Here is a 19,135-nt window from a genome sequence, read left to right on the forward strand (position 1 = left end):
GTCTTTAAAACAAAAGCAGGATTTTCAGTCCCAGATGATTGTATCGAGCGGCAGGCACTGGTAATCTGCTTCACCTGTTACTGAAATAACAGCCTGACGCTCAGTATTGTGGAAGTTTGCAACCATGGCAGACAGGCGAGAAAGGAAGCCCAAGGGCCCAGTCCCAGCTGATTATGAAGCAAACTCAAACCGGAAAACGGCGTCATCGTAATGCCACCACCACCCCGGAAATGCGCCGCTTTATCCAGGAGTCGGAGCTCAATGTCAGCCAACTGGCACGGTTACTGAATATCAGTGAAGCAACCGTTCGCAAGTGGCGTAAACGCGAGTCGACCCAGGATCAATCCCACACCCCGCATCATCTGAATACCACTCTGAGCGATATTCAGGAGTATGTGGTTGTCGGGCTGCGCTGGCAGCTCAAGATGCCGCTGGACAGGCTGTTGCAAGTCACCCAGGAGTTTATCAATCCCCATGTTTCGCGCTCCGGGCTGGCCCGCTGTCTGAAACGCCACGGCGCATCCCGGCTCGACAATATCGATGCCGCGCACTCGCTGCCGCCGAAACACTTCAATAAGCTGCCGGTCTACAGCGGCAGCAAGATGCAAACCTACACCCTCAACAGCCAAACGCTCGCCGATGCGTTGATGCTGCCCAGTACCGATGAACACACTGTGGTTCAGGTCGAAGCCATGAGTATTCCCATTGGCCAACAGACCCATTCGGTACTCATAGGGATGGATCCCGTCAGCGGTTGGGTCTATGTCGACATCTATCAGGATGACGACACCCACGCCGCCGACCGCTACATAGCCTACGTCCTCAAGCGAGCCCCGTTTGCCCTGCGCCGCTTGCTGGTACGCAACTATCATATTTTCCAGTCCAGGTTTCCCGCTGCCGCCAAGGCAGGGCGCAAACCCAGGCCGCAACTTGCAGCCACCAATGGAGATGCTCAATGAGCCAAGAACAAGCCTCTCAGATAGACAAACGCCTCAACAAAAGGCTGAAAGACACGCCGATTGCCATAGTCGGCATGGCGAGTCTGTTTGCCGGCAGTCGTTATCTGAACCAGTTTTGGGATCTGATCTGCGACAAGATAGATGCCATCACCCAAGTGCCCGCCGACCGCTGGCAAGTGGCAGACTATTTTGACCCCGACAAGAAAGCCGCCGACAAGAGTTACTGCAAGCGCGGCGGCTTTATCCCGGAAGTGGATTTCAACCCCATGGAGTTTGGTCTGCCGCCCAATATCCTCGAACTGACCGACACCTCGCAGCTGCTGTCGCTGGTGGTAGCCAAAGAGGTGTTGGAAGATGCCGGTATTCATGAAGGCTCGGACTATGATCGCGACCGCATCGGCATCACTTTGGGGATTGGCGGTGGCCAGAAGATCAGCCAAAGCCTCAATGCCAGGCTGCAATACCCTGTGCTGAAAAAGGTGTTCCGCGAGAGTGGCGTCAGCGAGCAGGACAGCGAAATGCTGATCCGCAAGTTCCAGGACCAATACATACATTGGGAGGAAAACTCCTTCCCTGGGTCGCTCGGCAATGTTATCGCCGGTCGGATTGCCAACCGTTTCGATCTCGGCGGCATGAACTGTGTGGTCGACGCCGCCTGTGCCGGCTCTCTGGCGGCAATGCGTATGGCGCTCACCGAGCTGACTGAAGGCCGCAGCGATATGATGCTCACCGGAGGCGTCTGCACCGACAACTCCGCCTATATGTACATGAGCTTCTCCAAGACCCCGGCCTTTACCAGCGATGAGCAGATAAAGCCGTTCGACGCCGACTCCCGCGGCATGATGATAGGCGAAGGCATAGGCATGGTGGCGCTGAAACGCCTGGATGATGCCGAGCGCGACGGTGACCGCATCTATGCGGTGATCAAAGGGGTTGGCGCCTCCAGCGACGGCAAGTTCAAGAGCATTTACGCGCCGCGCCCCGAGGGCCAGGCCAAGGCACTGCAGCGGGCCTACGATGATGCCGGGTTCCCGCCCCATACTCTGGGCCTGATGGAAGCCCACGGCACAGGTACTGCCGCCGGTGATGTGGCCGAATTCAGCGGCCTCAACGCCGTAATGAGGCAGGATAATCCTGAGCTGCAGCATATTGCGCTGGGTTCAATCAAGTCCCAGGTGGGCCATACCAAGTCGACCGCCGGCACCGCCGGTGTGATCAAGGCGGCTTTGGCGCTGCATCACAAGGTGTTGCCACCCACCATCAATGTGAAGCAGCCCAACCCCAAGATGGCAGTGGAGCAATCGCCCTTCTATCTCAACACCCAAACCCGCCCCTGGATGCCAAGAACCGACGGTACACCGAGGCGCGCCGCCGTCAGTTCCTTTGGCTTTGGTGGCACCAACTTCCACCTGGTATTGGAAGAGCACAGCCCCGAATTACCCAAGCAACCGGCTCGCCTGAGGCGCACGCCTTTGCCGCTGCTGTTTTGCGCGCCGGACAAACCGGCGCTGGAGCAAGAGATAACCGCTCTGCTCAAGACGCTGAACTCAGATGCCCATGGCGACCTTGAAACCCTGTGCGCGCCCTATCGCCTCGGCAGCCAGACACAGGTACAAGGCCCCAGGCTGGGACTGCTTGCCTGCAACACCATAGAGCTGCAGCATAAGTTGCAACTGGCCTTGAGCAAACTGCAAAGCACGGCTGAAGAACAGCCGCAAACCCGTTGGCAACTGCAGGGAGTCGAGTACCGCAGTGGGCCTTTGACTGAGGCCAAGACCGCCGCCCTGTTTGCCGGTCAAGGCAGTCAGTATCTACAGATGGGCTCTGGGCTAACCCAGCTCTATCCCGAGCTTCGCGCCGAATTTGCCGCCGCCGACCGTGAGTTTTCCCGCCAGGGCGTAGCCGACAAGTACGGCATGGGCCCCTTGTCGGCGCGGGTGTTCCCGATAGCCAAATTCACGCCCCAGGCCAGCAAAGAGGATGAACTGGCACTGGCCAATACCCGCTTTGCCCAAAGCGCCATCGGCGCCCTTGGCATGGGACAGTTTACTCTGCTTTGCCAGGCCGGATTCCAGGCGGATATGCTGGCCGGTCACAGCTTTGGTGAGCTGTCGGCACTGCGCGCCGCTGGTGCCTTGAGCCGTGAGAGCTATTACGCGCTGGCCTTCGCCCGAGGCGATGCCATGGCCAGTGTCCCCGAAGATAAAGATCCGGGCGCCATGAGCGCCGTTATCCTGCCCTCGGCCACTGAACGCAATACTCTCGAGCAGCTGCTGCAGACTGAACCCGAGGTGCAGATAGCCAATATCAACAGCCCGGTTCAGCTTGTGATTGCCGGCGCGAGTGAAGCGGTGGCCCGGCTCAACCTCAAGCTGAACGAGACAGGTTTGCGCGCCATAGCGCTGCCGGTATCCGGTGCCTTCCACACTCCGCTGGTGGCCCATGCGCAGCAACCCTTTGCCGAGGCGATTGCCCACCAGGGCTTGAGCGATGCGAAAACGCCTCTGTATGTCAATGCCACAGGTGACAAGCTGGCACAGGATGCCGAAAGCCTCAGAGCCAACCTGGAGCAACATATGCTCAAGCAGGTGCGCTTCAGTGAGCAGATAGAGAGCATGTACCGGGACGGCGCCAGAATATTTGTCGAGTTTGGCCCGAAAAACACCCTGGCCAGGTTGGCACAAGCCACCTTGGGCGATCGCGCCGCCGAATGCCTGTTCCTGTCGCTGGACAACCCAAGCTGTATCGATTCACTGGCCGCCGACACTGAGCTGAAGCAAGCCCTGCTCAGCCTGGCATTGGCGGGCCTGCCTCTGACAGATCCCGATGCCTATCGCGCCGTACAAACCCAGGCCAAACACAAGGCCTCACCGATGACTATCAAGCTCGGTGCCAGTAACTATATCAGCCCGGCGACCGCCCAGAAGATGGCGGCCTCACTCAAAGAGGGCCGGGTCAGTCAACAGACAAAAATAGTCGAGAAAGTCGTGGAAAAAATCGTCGAGATCCCAGTAGCGGCCGCAAGCCAGAACCCGAGTCAACCGAGCCAAGCTACAGCGCCACAAGCTGCAAACGGCCTCCCAGCAAACAGCGGCAGCGGATTACAGCAGTTTTTCAGCGCCCAGCAACAGTTGGCCGAGCTGCATCAGCAGTTTCTGAATATCCCACTGCAATATGGCAACAGTGTGCAGCAACTGCTCGCAGAGCAAGTAAAACTGGCGACGGCCGGCAAAGCGATTCCTGACAGCCTCAATCAGACCCTGGCCATGTTCCACCAGCACCAGGCCGAGACGTTGAAGATCCACAACGACTTTATTCAGTCGCAAAATCTCGGCGCCCAGCAGTTGTTGCAACAACTTCAGGGCGGTGCTGTGTTACCAAATTCTGTGTTGACCAATGCTGTGTTGACCAAGATAGAGCAAACCGAAGCAGTACCAGTGTCAGTGTCTATGCCCGCTCAAGCTGCAGCGCCTTTAACTCACGCCGCAGCGCCAGTCAAAGCAGCAAGCACGCCACAGCAACCAAGCCAAGTGCTACAAAGCCGGCCTCAAGCTCCAGCCCCTGTCCCAGCAGTAGCCGTAACCACAGCCAAGCCAAGCACAGGTGTCGAAGAGTTGATGTTGCAAGTGGTGGCCGATAAGACAGGCTACCCCACAGAAATGCTGGAGCTGGGGATGGATATGGAGGCCGATCTCGGTATCGACTCCATCAAGCGTGTGGAAATTCTCGGCACAGTGCAAGATCAATTGCCCAACTTGCCACAATTGGATGCCGCCACTCTAAGTGAATGCCGTACCTTGGGGCAGATTGTCGATTATCTGCAGCAAAGCGCCGGAGTGGATTCCAGTGTGCAGCCTGAGCCAGTTTCAAATCAGAATGATGTCACGGCACTGATGCTGCAGGTAGTAGCCGACAAGACCGGCTACCCCACAGAGATGCTGGAGCTGGGGATGGATATGGAGGCCGATCTCGGTATCGATTCCATCAAGCGGGTGGAAATTCTCGGCACAGTGCAAGACAAACTGCCTGAGCTGCCGCCGCTGGACGCCGCAACTCTAAGTGAATGCCGCACCCTGGGGCAGATTGTCGACTATCTGCAGCAAAGCGCCAGTGTGAACGCCAGTGTTCAGCCACTCCTGGCTCAATCAAACGCAGCTCAATCAAACACTGCTCATGCAAATCAGAATGATGTCACTACACTGATGCTGCAGGTAGTGGCGGACAAGACCGGCTATCCGGCCGAAATACTCGAGCTGGGGATGGATATGGAGGCCGATCTCGGTATTGATTCCATCAAGCGGGTGGAAATTCTCGGCACAGTGCAGGATGCCTTGCATGAGCTGCCACAATTGGACGCCGCCACCCTAAGCGAATGCCGCACCCTGGGGCAGATTGTCGACTATCTGCAGCAAAGCGCCGGTGTGAACGCCAGTGTTCAGCCAACCCTGGCTCAATCAAACACAGCTCAATCAAACACTGCTCATGCAAATCAGAATGATGTCACGGCACTGATGCTGCAGGTAGTGGCGGACAAGACCGGCTATCCAGCCGAAATGCTCGAGCTGGGGATGGATATGGAGGCCGACCTCGGTATCGATTCCATCAAGCGAGTGGAAATTCTCGGCACAGTGCAGGATGCCTTGCCTGAGCTGCCACAATTGGACGCCGCCACCCTAAGCGAATGCCGCACCCTGGGGCAGATAGTCGATTATCTGCAGCAAAGCGCCAGTGTGAACGCCAGTGTGCAGCCTGAGCCCGTATCAAATAAGAGTGATATCACGGCAATCATGCTGCAGGTAGTGGCAGAGAAGACCGGCTACCCGGCCGAAATGCTCGAACTGGGGATGGATATGGAGGCCGATCTCGGTATCGATTCCATCAAGCGGGTGGAAATTCTCGGCACAGTGCAAGACCAATTGCCAGAGCTGCCACAGCTGGACGCCGCAAGCTTAAGCGAATGCCGCACCCTGGGGCAGATCATAGATTGTTTTGCCGGTTCAAACGCTGAGCATGCAGCCGAGCCGCTAACCCAAACCGATGAGACGCCAAACACTCAGCCGAGTGTGGCCTTGCCGCCCCATTCGGGAGTCAGCCTAAAAAAGCTGCCGGCGGCAGATAGATTCTCAGGCGCAAGCGCCGAGGCTCTGTTTGCCGCGAACAGCTGTGCGCTGCTGCTCGATGACGGCCACAACGCCGGTGTCCTGGCCAAGAAACTGACCGACAGTGGCATCAGTGTCACTCTGGTGCGCCCGGCGGCAACCGATTCGCAATCGGCACTGGATAGCAAACTGCCAATCCTGACTCTGGCCAGCAATGATGATGCCGGAGTCAAGGCGCTCATCGCCGGGCTCAAACAGCAAGTGGCCATCTATATCCATCTGCAGCCACAACTGCCGCGGGAACAACTCGAAGAATTGATGCCGCTCAACATCACGGCCAAGACTCAGGTACAACTGAGCTTCCTGTTCGCCAAGCATTTGAGCCCAGCCTGGCAAACGCCGACAAAAGGCCGCCGCGCCTTTATCACTGTGGCGCGCATGGATGGTCAGCTGGGTTTCAGCGGTCAGCCCTGTGAATTGAATCAGAGCGCCCTGTTTGGCTTAACCAAGACCCTGGCGCAGGAATGGCCTCAGGTGCATTGCCGCGCGTTAGATCTTGCTCCTGAACTAGATGCCTCGGCGCTGGCCTCGCAAGTCATGGATGCGCTCTACAGCCCGAGTCAGGATCCGTTGGAGTGGGGCAAAAGCGCCGCCGGTAGAGTGACCCTGGTAGCGACTTCGGCCGATGACCAGAATGCTGCCGATACAAGCCTGGCGCCATGCAGGCTCGATAGTTCAGATAAAATACTGGTGACCGGGGGCGCAAAAGGCGTCACCCTGGACTGTGCCCTGGCGCTGGCCCGCCAAAGTGGCAGTCACTTTATTCTCGCCGGTCGCAGCAAGGCCTTGGCATTGGAAGCCTTTCCCGATTGGGCCCAAGGGCTTGAGAGCGGTCAGCTAAAAGCAGCCGCAATCACCGCGCTATTGGCCAAGGGGCAAAAGCCCTCGCCCAAGGAAGTGGAAGCCCTGATAAAACCTCTTGTCAACGCGCTTGAGATTCACGCAGCGCTCAAGCGCTTTGAGGCTATAGGTGCCAGCGCCGAATACCTGAGTCTGGATGTCAGTAACCCGGATGCGGTCGCGTCCACACTGGCGCCCATTCAGGCATTGGCGCCTATCAGCGGGCTGATTCACGGCGCCGGGGTGTTGGCCGATAAACACATCGCCGACAAGACCCTCGCCGAACTCGAATTGGTTACAGGCACCAAGGTTGGCGGCCTCTCCGCCTTGCTAAGAGCCTTGGCGCCAAACCAAAAGGCCGCCGAGCACTTAAAACTGTTGGCGCTGTTTTCCTCCGCCGCCGGTTTCTACGGCAACACAGGCCAGAGCGACTACGCCATGGCCAATGAAATTCTCAATAAAACCGCTCATCGGCTGCATCATGAGTTGCCGACCACCCGAGTGGTCAGTTTCAACTGGGGCCCCTGGGATGGCGGCATGGTCAACGCGGCGCTGAAGCAGATGTTTGAGTCCCGCGGCGTCTATGTGATCCCAAGAGAAGCCGGTGCCAAGCTGTTTGCCGAGGCGATCCTGGCCCGCTCAGAGCCGCAGCTATTGATTGGCTCCAGCATGCAAGGCCCGGGGGGCAAACAAGGCCTGAACCACACAGATACGCTGGAGGCCCAAGCTAGCCCTCAAACCCTGAGTCGCAGCATCAAGCACCAGGAGCTGGCGCTGCTGGAAGATCACTGCATAGGTGGCAATCCGGTATGGCCGACTGTCTGCGCGCTCCAGTGGATGCTGCAAAGTGCCCAGAGCCTCTTTGGCGGCGATTGGCGCGCCGTGGACTATAAGCTGCTCAAAGGCGTGGTATTTGACAGTGATGAAAAGCGATTGCAGCTCAGCCTGACTCTGGGAGCCGACGGCGAGCTGCAGGCGAGCATCAGCTGTGATGAGCGGCCTCAGTACCAGGCGACCCTACTGCCGTTAATGCCGCAGCAAGCCAGTCAGCCACTAGCGCATGTTTCTATGACTGAGATAGGCGAAGGTGAGCCCCAAGTGCGTCAAGGCAGTGAGTTTTATCACAGCGGCGCCCTGTTCCATGGCCCGCAGCTGCAGGCCATTACTGAGGTGCTGCAGTTTGACGATCAAGGGCTTAGCTGCCGATACCGGCTACCGGATGCCGCATCGAGCGAAGATCGCGCCCTGATCCAGCAAGACGCACTGCTGCAGGCCATGTTGATCTGGGCCCGGCTCAAATACGATGCCGCCAGCCTGCCCTCCTCACTGGCGGCGCTCTGGCAAAACGCCCTGCTGCCTGAAAATGACACCGGCCTTATTCGCCTGCAGGTGACCAAGCACTCCAGCCGTCAGCTCAGCGCCGATCTGGCCCTGTTCAACGCCGAGGGCCAGCTGCAAACCGGGCTGGAAAATGCCAAGGTCACCATTAGCAAGGGGCTCAATGCCGCCTTTGAACCGGCCAAGGCCGCCACAGGTAATAGAGAAAGGCCTTGAGCAAAGCGATAGGCCCTATGCCTCACATTGGAGTAAAGCCAGCTGAGTCCGCGGCCGAAAAGCCGCTGCGGCTGGCACTGTGCCTGGTCGAAGAGGAGCAAAGCCTGGCGCCCGAGCTTCGGGCAGCCTTGCGCACTATCGCGTTTGATAGCAATCAGGTTCTCGACTGGCCTTGGCTGGTGGCCGAGGTCAAGGCCGGGGCAAGCCTGAGCCTGGTGCTGCCATCAAAGCAGCGGCTATTGCTGCTAAGCGCAGTCGATGCGGCGCAAGCAAGACTGCATCCGCAAGCCTTGCTGCAGGCCTTAAGCCATGGCGCTCACAAGCCGCAGCAGCTTCTTAAGCAGGCCTGGCAGCAGGCAAAACGCCCGGAAACGGAGGAAAGGGACACTCTGTTTCTGGAGCAACCGCTGACGCTTGAGCCGTTATGCCTGCAACTGGAGGCATTTGCCAGGCGGCGCCTGGCGCAGAAAATGGCGGGGTTGCCTTTTCAAGGCAAGTCTCTGGCGCTGGCCAGTAACTCCCCGGCTATGGCGCTGATCCTCAGCCAAGGCACAGCCTTGAGCGGCTCTTATGATAAAACAGCCCTGAGCGGTTCTTATGATAAAACAGCCTTGAGCGGTTCTTGTGATGAAGCAGCCTTGAGCGACTCTTGCCTGAACAGCTCTGGTGTGAGCGGCTTGGCTTCTGGAAAAAAATTAACCTCAAGCCTTTGCCCCCAAGGAGCGCCCTGGCTTTTGCCACTGACCTTGATTGCCAACCCAAAGACTCTGCTCAGTGAGGCGCAAACTGCGCTGCAGCAAGCCCAAAGTCGCCTGAGCCAATCGATGAGCACTCATGCTCTGGCGCGCTGGCTGACGGATGAATTGAAAACCCTGGAGCAGAGCTTTTCAGGCACAGCGCCCGAGGGCGGCGAATACTATTCGCTGGTGCTTATTGGCCGAGATGCCACCGAGCTTATTGCCGAGAGCGAATTGCTCCTGGGTCAGCTTCAAAAAATAACGTCTTTGGCTGAACTGCCAGAGCTTGAGCTTATTACGCCAAATGGCAGCGTTTTTTGCGCCAAGCCACTGGGCCCTGCTCGCCTCTGCTTTGTCTATCCGGGTGTCGGTACGGCTTACCATGGCATGCTCGGCGCCTTAAAACAGGCCTTTCCACACAGTTATGCCGATTTTGAGGCCGCAGCAACAGCCGAAAATGTCGCCCTATCCACCCTGCTGCCAGCAGCCTTGAGCGATATTTCTTATACATCAGCCTTGAGCGATGCTTCTAATGAAACAACCTTGAGCGATAAAGAAGAGGCCACACCCAGTCCGGCGCCAACAATGACACTCGCCGAGCAGGCCGTTGCCGGGGTCGGCGCCAGTGTGCTGCTGACGCAGATACTGCGGCGTGAGTTCAAGCTCCGCCCGGCCTTTGCCATCGGCTACTCTATGGGCGAAGCGGCCATGTTTGCCGCCAATGGCGTCTGGGACAAGCCTTTTGCTTTGGTTAAACCTACGCTGGAAAGCCGGATTTTCTCAGAGCAGATCTCGGGCGCGCTCACAGCCGTGCGCCAGGAGTGGCAACTCGATGCCAGAGATGCCATCGGCTGGAACAGTTTTCTGCTGCGCATTGATGCCGACAGCATCACGCCATTATTGCAAAACCCGGCTTACTCGCGGGTCTACCTCGCCATACGTCAGGGGCCTAGCTGCGTGCTGGCCGGGGATGAGGCTCAGTGCCGGGCACTGATAAAGGCCCTCGGCAAACGCGGCGTTGCCGCCAACCGGGTCACCGCCATGCACACACCGGCGGCCCTGCGTGTAAAGCCAGAATTGACCACCTTTTATGACAGGCCACTCTCGGGGGAGCTTGAACAGCCGCAGCCCGTCTATATCAGCGCCGGCAGCGAGCAGCCGCTCAAACCTGCCAGGCTTGAGCGCAAGCCGATAGCCGAGACCATAGCGACTTGTTTCAGTCAGCCACTCAATGTGGAGTCGCTGCTGCAAAGAGCCCGAAAACATGGCGCGCAACTGTTTCTGGAGGTCGGCGCCGACAGCCAAACCAGCAGCATTATTCAGGCGATGGCCGGAAAACAGCTCTCCAGCGATATCAAGGCCTTTGGCTGCGATCGCAAGCATAGCGGCGCCGCCGATAACAAAGCATTACTCAAGGCCCTGGCTCGACTCATCAGCCACAGGGTCCCACTGGCCACAGCGGCACTGTATCCACAGCTTGCCCGGCCCGATAACTTAGTGACGTGAGAAAGTGAGAACAGAGTGACAAGTAAACAAGCCGAGCCCATTGCCATTGTTGGCATGGCCGCCCGCTTCCCGGGCTGTGAGGATCTGGACGCCTTCTGGCAACTGCTCAGCGAAGGCCGGGATGCCATCAGCTCCCTGAATGACAGCCAATTGGGCGCCAGTGTCAGCGATTATCAAGGCGCAAAAGGCCAAAGCGACCGTTTCTATTGTGATCAGGGCGGTTATATTCGCCAGCTAAACTTCTCACCCGAGGGCTATGCCAGATCAGCGGATGAAATGGCAACGGGTGCCGAAACCTGGGATCAGCACCTGTTGTGGGCACTCGATTGCGCCCGCAAGGCCCTGCAAAGCGCCGGGATCACCCCAGCGCAAAACGCTCCCGACTTGGCGCGCTGCGGCGCCGTGATGGGCACGCTTTCGTTCCCTACCCAAGCTTCCAACAAGGCCTTTTTACCGCTGTATCATCACAGTGTCAATTCGGCGCTGCGGCGCCGTTTCCCCGGCATGCCGCCATTGGCGTCAGCCATAGATGCGGGAACAGACGCAAATACCGGCCCAGGCACAGATGCAAGCATTCGCCATTGGGATACGGATATCGCCGCCCAGGGCTCTGAACTGCTGTGCGATTGCCTGGGCCTTGGCGGCCCCAGCCTGAGCCTGGATGCCGCCTGCGCCAGCTCAGTCTATGCATTGCGCCTGGCCTGCGACTATCTCAGTAACCACAGCGCCGATGTGATGTTGGCCGGTGCCGTCAGCGGTGCCGATCCCTTCTTTATCCATATGGGCTTTTCCATTTTCCAGGCCTTCCCCGAGTCGGGCCAAAGCGCCCCGCTGGATAACAGTTCCGGCGGCCTGTTTGCCGGTGAAGGCTGCGGCGTATTGGTGCTCAAGCGCCTGAGCGATGCCCAAAGGGATGGCGATACCATTCATGGCATAGTCAGAGGCACAGGGCTTTCCAACGATGGTCGTGGCCAGTTCGTCTTAAGCCCCGCCAGCAAGGGCCAGGTACTGGCGTTTGAACGGGCCGCCGAGGCGGCAAATATCGCGCCATCCCAGGTGGAGGTGATTGAGTGCCACGCCACGGGCACGCCTCTGGGTGACAAGGTGGAACTCAGTTCCATGGAGCAGTTTTTCGGCCCATGTCTGGAAGGCAGCGCCGCGCCTAAAATCGGCTCGGTCAAGTCCAACCTCAGCCACTTGCTGACCGCTGCCGGTATGGCCGGCATCATCAAGTTGCTGCTGTCGATGAAACACAAGCTGTTACCGGCCTCGGTGAGAATATCGGCGCCGCTGAGCTCGCCCAACGGCGTGTTTGGCGAGCACAATATAGTGCGCAGTGCCATCCCCTGGCCGACCAAAGCGGGCAATCCCGGCCCGGTTGCCGGGGTGTCTGTGTTCGGATTCGGAGGCTGTAACGCCCACTTGCTGCTTACAGGGCCAGATGCTGCCCAAGAGCTTATTCCGGCCAAACCTTCGCCGGGAGCGGCTGCAAACCAAGGCGCTGACGGCCTGGCGATTGAGGGCGCCTCCGCGCATTTCGGCGCCGCCGACTCGCTCGAGACGCTTGCCAAACTGATAGCCAAAGGGCAAACGGCCACCAGAGCCCTGCCCCCCAAACGCTGGAAAGGCCTGGAGCGAAACCGCTCTTTGCTCTCCAGCATGGGGCTTGAACAGGCGCCCAATGGCGGCTACATAGACAAGTTTGAACTGGATTTCCTCAAATTCCGCCTGCCGCCCCATCCGGGAGATAGACTGGTGGCGCAGCAATTACTGCTGCTCAAGGTGGCCGATGATGCGATTCGCGATGCCAATCTGCCCATGGGTGGCCGGGTGGCTGTGTTGGTCGCCATGGAAACCGAGCTTGAACTGCATCAGTTCCGCGGCCGGGTCAATCTGCATAGCCAGATTAGCCAGAGCCTTAAAGATGCCGGCATCACCTTAAGCCAAGATGAGTATCTCGAACTCGAGCGTTTGGCGATGGACAGCGTACTGCCCAGCGCCAGCCTCAATCAATACACCAGCTACATAGGCAACATCATGGCCTCCCGGGTCGCCTCCCAATGGGATTTCAACGGCCCGGCTTTCAGTATTTCGGCCGCCGAGCTGTCGGTTCCCCGGGCGTTGGAAGTGGCCGCCAATCTCTGCCGCACCGAGGCGTTGGACGCCGTAGTAGTGGCCGCGGTGGATCTCGCCGGCAGTGCCGAGCGGGTATTGCACTCGGGCAAGCGTCTGCAACAGCTTGGACTGTTACCGGGTGAAGGCGCCGGCGCCTTGGTGCTGACGCCGTCAGTTGCGCATCAAAGCGGCCGCTACGGCGCCTTGACAGAGCTGAGTTTCAAGCCGTTTTCATCAGTGGAATTAACAACTACAGAGCCTCTCTCTACGGCAGACTCAAGAGAGCAAGCACTTTGCCGGGACGCACAGCCTGAGGTAGATGAACACAGCCCCAGCTTCAAGGCTTTTCGTCGTATCGCGGCCACCAGCCACAGCGCCGTCTCGCGTATGGGGCACAGCTTTGTCGCCGCAGGGATGGCCAGTTTGCTGCACTCGCTGCTGCGCCTGACCCAGGATAGGGATAAAGAATCCCACACCCTGCTGATAGATGGCGAGCGCCGCTGCGCCGCGGTTACTTTGCAACAGTCGGCGGAGCAAAAAGCGCACCTGCAACAGGCGCTGAGCACGCAGAATAAAAAGAGCTGTCAAGAGAGCAGTCAAGGGGCCAGTGAAAAGCCCAGTCAAAAGATAGCCGGCGCAAATGTCCGCCAGCTGTGGCAGACCATCACCCTTGGCGGTGACGCCATAGAGCAGCATATCGCCACCGCCGAGCTTAAACACGAGACCGGCATTCGCCAAAAGCTTGCCCAGGCAAATAACACTCAAGCCCAGGCAGCGCCGGAAATGCACACCAGCAGCCAACAAGTTAACAGTGAACTGACTCAGGAACTCATTCAAGAACACTCTCAGGAACTCACTCAGGAGCTCAGCCCGGTGAACAATCAGCACGCCCCATCAGCTCTCAGACAATCCGTGCCCGGCGATAAAATTGCAGCCGCCCCCCATAAAGCCGGTACCAAAGCGCACCTGCAGGCACTGGCAGATAATCAACGGCTGGCACGTGAAGCGCACCTGGCCTTCCTCAAGAGCCGCGAAACCGGACTGGCACTGGCCAGCGCCCTCTTGGGCGCCGGGACTGCGGCCGAAAACCGCTTAAGCGCTGAGAATATCGGTTCAGAAGACAAGCGCTCGGCAGACCTGAGCTCCGCCTCAGTAGCGCCTTTACCAGCGCGCACGCCCAAGGAATCGGTTCAAACGGCTGCTGAAACTGTTGCCAAAACCATTACCTCCAAAGCGACATCCCAAGTGCCCAAGGACAAACCCTGCATCTGGAATTATCAGGATCTGGTGCAATACGCCGAGGGCGACATAGCGCCGGTATTCGGCCCTGAGTATGCCGTGATCGACAGCTACCGCCGCCGGGTGCGACTGCCCACCACAGATTATCTGCTGGTCTCCAGGGTGACTAAACTCAATGCCCGTCTCGGCGAATACAAGCCAAGCACCATGACCACAGAGTATGATATTCCCGTGGACGCCCCCTATCTGGTCGATGGCCAGATCCCTTGGGCGGTGGCCGTGGAATCGGGCCAGTGTGACTTGATGCTGATAAGCTATCTCGGCATAGATCTGGAGAACAAGGGCGAGCGGGTCTACCGTTTGCTCGACTGTACCCTCACCTTCCTCGGCGATCTGCCCCGTGGCGGTGATACCCTGAGATACGACATCTCCATCAATCACTTCGCCCGCAACGGCGATACCCTGCTGTTTTTCTTCTCTTACGAGTGTTTTGTCGGCGAGCGTCTGATCCTCAAGATGGACAACGGCTGCGCCGGTTTCTTCACCGATGCCGAGCTGGCCGATGGCAAGGGAGTCATCCGCACCGAAGAGGAGATCAAGGCCCGCAACCTGGCGATGGCGAACAAGCGCCAATTCCAGCCCTTGATCCACTGTAAACAACAGATATTTGATTACCAGCGAATGAGGCAACTGCTGAGCGGCGATATCGGCGCCTGCTTTGGCCCATCTCATGACTTGGGTTACCGCCAAGCCTCGCTGTGTTTTGCCTCGGAAAAGTTCCTGATGATCGAAGAGGTCCGCAGAGTCGAACCAAGCGGCGGCGCCTGGGGCCTGGGTCTGGTTGAAGGGCACAAGCAACTGGAGCCGGATCACTGGTATTTCCCCTGTCATTTCAAGGACGATCAGGTGATGGCCGGTTCCTTGATGGCCGAGGGCTGCGGTCAGTTGCTGCAGTTCTATATGCTCTATCTTGGCCTGCACAAACACACCCGCAATGGCCGTTTCCAACCACTGGAAAGTGCGCCGCAGAAGGTACGTTGCCGCGGACAGGTACAGCCGCAATCCAATCGTCTCACCTATCGGATGGAAGTCACCGAAATAGGACTGACACCCAGCCCCTGGGCCAAGGCCAATATTGAGATCTTGCTCGACGGCAAGGTCGTGGTGGACTTCCAGAATCTTGGCGTCATGCTCAAAGAAGATGAAGACAGTCACAGGTACGCCGATGACAGCAACCAGGAGCACAGCGGAAAGCCGCAACAGGTTGCCGCCTCGGCAAGTGATGCTAACGAGGCGCTGAACGCCGGGCGCCAGGCATCCATCAATGCTCCCTTGATGAGCCATGAAAGCTGCCCGGATTCCCAGCCCATTCACGGCGTGCTCCCGGTCAGGCATGTTCCGGCACCAGTAACGCCGGACTACCCGAATCGCAGGCCCGATACTACGCCCTTTACCCCATGGCATATGTTTGAATTTGCCACCGGCGATATTGAGAACTGCTTCGGCCCCGACTTTGCCGCCTACCGCGGGCTTATCCCACCGCGCACCCCTTGCGGCGATCTGCAGCTCACCACCAGGGTGACGCAGGTGATTGGCAAGCGCGGCGACTTCAAGTCTCCGGCCTCCTGTATCGGCGAATATGAAGTGCCACCCAAGGCTTGGTACTTTAGTGAAAACAGCCACCCGGCGCATATGCCCTACTCGATTTTGATGGAGATAGCGCTGCAGCCCAATGGTTTTATTTCCGGCTATATGGGCACCACCCTGGGCTATGGCGACACAGAGCTTTTCTTCCGTAACCTCGACGGTAAAGGCACACTGCTGCGCCGGCTTGACCTGCGTGGCAAGACCATCAGCAACGACTCGCGTCTGCTGAGCACTGTCAAGGCGGGCACCAACATCATCCAGAGTTTCAGCTTTGTGCTCAGCGCCGATGGTGAACCCTTCTATGAAGGCGAGGCAGTATTTGGTTACTTCAAGGCCGAGGCGCTGAAAAACCAGTTGGGACTGGATAACGGCAAGGTGACCGAGCCCTGGGATAAACAGCAAGGGCTTGAGGCCGATGTGAGCTATGATCTTCGCGCCGCCGCTTGCGCTCTATATCATGGCTCTTGGGATCAAAAACACCTGCGCCTGCCGGGCGGTCGACTCAACTTTGTCGATTCTATCCGCATCTGCCGCCAAGGCGGCCATTCCGGCTTGGGCTACATCTATGGCGAGCGCAAAATCGATGCCGCTGACTGGTTCTTCCGCTTCCATTTCCATCAGGACCCTGTAATGCCGGGCTCGCTCGGGGTGGAAGCCATGCTGGAACTCCTGAGTGCCTTTGCCCTGGACGCCGGGCTTGGAAGCCAATTCAGTAACCCAAGATTCGCCCATTGTCTGAGTCAGGTACAGTGGAAATACCGCGGTCAGATCAATCCCCTGAACCGGCAGATGTCGCTGGAGCTGCATATCACAGCCATAGAGGATACGCCGGACAGAGTCACACTGACAGCCGATGCCTGGCTCGCCAAAGATGGCCTGCGAATTTATGAAATAAAAGATCTGGCTCTGGCCATTGAAGAAGCCTGAGCCCTCAGGCAAAGACAACCGAACAGATAATGAGAGCAACAAGATGACAAGCTTCAATTGGCCCTGGGCCCTGAACCCGAACAGTGATGATGTCTTTGCGGCCACGGATAACTGTGCCGGCAACGTAATCAAGGCGCTGGATAAGCCGCTGTTTGTCGCCAGACAAACCAAGGATGAAATCCTGTTTGCCAATCAGGCGCAGCTTGCCGAGGCGAGTGCAAGCGGCAATACACTGCCGGTTTGCGCCATGGTGCCGCCGCTCAGCGCAGCAGCGCTCGGCGATCCGGCCTTTGCCGCCTGCCACAAAGTCAAGTACGCCTATTATGCCGGCGCCATGGCCAACGGTATCGCCTCCGAAGAGCTGGTGATTGCCCTCGGCAAGGCCGGCATACTCTGCTCATTCGGCGCCGCCGGTCTGGTACCCGCCCGAGTGGAAGCCGCCATCAGCCGAATTCAGGCGGCGCTGCCAAGCGGTCCCTACGCCTTTAACCTGATCCACAGCCCCAGCGAACCGGCACTCGAGCAAGGTGCGGTCGAGCTCTATCTCAAACACCGGGTACGTACGGTCGAAGCCTCGGCCTTTCTGGCGCTGACCCCTCACATAGTGAGATATCGGGTGGCCGGACTGAGCCGGGACAGTGACGGCAACACCCTAATCGCCAACAAGGTGATAGCCAAGGTGAGCCGCACCGAAGTCGCCGCCCACTTTATGGCGCCGCCGCCGGAGAAAATCCTCCAGCAGCTGCTGAGCCAGGGATGGATCACCGAACTGCAGGCCGAACTTGCCCGGCAGGTGCCCATGGCCGACGACATTACCGCCGAGGCAGACTCCGGCGGTCATACCGACAATCGTCCTCTGGTTACCCTGCTGCCCACCATTATCGCCTTGCGGGATAAAATGCAGGCAAAATACGCCTACCAAGAACCTATCCGGGTTGGAGCGGGTGGCGGCATAGGCACGCCGGATGCGGCTTTGGCGGCCTTCAATATGGGCGCCGCCTTTATTGTTACCGGCTCTATCAATCAGGCCTGTATCGAAGCCGGTGCCAGCGAGCACAGCCGGAAGCTATTGGCGACAGTGGAAATGGCCGATGTCACCATGGCACCGGCCGCAGATATGTTTGAGATGGGCGTCAAGCTGCAAGTGGTAAAACGCGGCACCCTATTCCCCATGCGGGCCAATAAACTGTACGAAATTTACAGCCGCTACGACTCGATAGAGGCCATTCCGGCCGATGAGCGCCAAAAGCTGGAAACTCAGGTGTTTCGCGCCAATCTGGATGAAATCTGGCAAGGCACGGTTGCCCACTTTATGGCGCGGGATCCCGAACAAATTCGCCGCGCCGAAGGCAATCCAAAGCGCAAGATGGCGCTCATTTTCCGCTGGTATCTGGGGCTATCGAGCCGCTGGTCCAACACAGGGGAAAGCGGTCGGGAGATGGATTACCAGATCTGGGCCGGGCCGGCACTGGGCGCCTTCAACGCCTGGGCCAAGGATAGCTATCTGGATGATTACCGTCAGCGCCGTGCCGTGGACTTGGCACTGCAACTGCTCGTAGGCGCCGCCTATCAAAACCGGGTCAACCAGTTGCGAAGCCAGGGCATAGTCCTGCCATCCAGCTTGGGCCATTATCGGCCGCTGAAATCGCTGGACTGAGCAGGATTACGGCTCATCAAAAAAGGTCTTATAGGCCTTTTACCATGCACCGCAAACGGGCACTCTGCCTGTTTGCGGTGCGATTCAAATAACACCACTCAATTTTGGGCCTGTAGCCAGTTTGTCATATAGGCCCACCCGCACCGCGTCCAACCTCAATTCCACGTCTAAAATGGCCATCTTTACAAAGATGGCATAAGCATTGCCACGTTCGCTGCTTGGTCAATAGCGCCAAGCCACTAATATAGCGAGCCATAGCAACGAGCAACACCATGAATATCATGCCCAAAGAAGATTCAATGCAGATCAGAGCCGGTGATTTAAGCCATCCGGCGGTTTTGCAACTGCTTGCAGAGCACCTGCAAGAGATGCAGGCCACATCGCCGCCCGAGAGCGTGCATGCCCTCGACCTCAGCGGCCTGAAACAAACGGATATCCACTTCTTCACCCTTTGGGTAACAGAAATACCCGCCGCCTGTGGTGCCATCAAACTTCTTGGCAACGCCGAGGCCGAGCTTAAATCCATGCGCACAGCTGCAAGTTTCCGCCACCGAGGGTACGCCAGAGCCATGCTCAGACACCTGCTGCATCATGCCGCAGGCCTGGGTGTCCAAAGGCTTTACCTGGAAACTGGCACTATGGCCTATTTCGCCCCGGCCCGAGCCTTGTACGCGAGTGAAGGCTTTAGCTTCTGTGCCCCCTTCGCCGACTATCAACAAGACCCGAATAGCTGCTTTATGAGCTTAAAGCTGGCAGCGCTGTAGGTCATGCATGGATGCATTTGTATAGCGGCTA

General features: G+C 58.2%; 5 protein-coding genes and 1 pseudogene. All 6 read left to right on the forward strand.

Annotated elements, in window-relative coordinates; genetic code table 11:
* Positions 1-173 precede the first annotated feature (173 nt).
* The 6 genes and pseudogenes from E1N14_RS15430 (at position 174) to E1N14_RS15455 (ending at position 19,104) form a co-directional block, all read left to right on the forward strand.
* Positions 174-959 (forward strand): helix-turn-helix domain-containing protein, encoded by a 786-nt coding sequence (locus E1N14_RS15430; protein WP_051472692.1) that lies wholly within the window; start codon positions 174-176, stop codon positions 957-959.
* Positions 956-8,512 carry a type I polyketide synthase gene (locus E1N14_RS15435; protein ID WP_062793904.1) on the forward strand — a complete coding sequence of 2,519 codons (7,557 nt, stop codon included), beginning with the start codon at positions 956-958 and terminating at the stop codon, positions 8,510-8,512. Before E1N14_RS15430 ends, E1N14_RS15435 begins: the two co-directional genes overlap by 4 nt.
* Positions 8,509-10,755 (forward strand): PfaB family protein, encoded by a 2,247-nt coding sequence (locus E1N14_RS15440; protein WP_062793905.1) that lies wholly within the window; start codon positions 8,509-8,511, stop codon positions 10,753-10,755. The genes E1N14_RS15435 and E1N14_RS15440 overlap by 4 nt, the downstream gene beginning before the upstream one ends.
* 15 nt (positions 10,756-10,770) lie before the next feature.
* Positions 10,771-16,683, forward strand: coding sequence for a hotdog fold thioesterase (locus E1N14_RS15445; protein WP_255265332.1), 5,913 nt, complete (start codon positions 10,771-10,773; stop codon positions 16,681-16,683).
* A 226-nt stretch (positions 16,684-16,909) separates the two neighbouring features.
* A pseudogene (locus E1N14_RS15450) lies at positions 16,910-18,340 on the forward strand (PfaD family polyunsaturated fatty acid/polyketide biosynthesis protein); the annotation flags it as partial.
* 299 nt (positions 18,341-18,639) lie between these two features.
* Positions 18,640-19,104, forward strand: coding sequence for a GNAT family N-acetyltransferase (locus E1N14_RS15455; protein ID WP_025010961.1), 465 nt, complete (start codon positions 18,640-18,642; stop codon positions 19,102-19,104).
* Positions 19,105-19,135: the final 31 nt, after the last annotated feature.

The sequence above is a fragment of the Shewanella algae genome (assembly GCF_009183365.2).
GTDB classification, from domain to species: domain Bacteria; phylum Pseudomonadota; class Gammaproteobacteria; order Enterobacterales; family Shewanellaceae; genus Shewanella; species Shewanella algae.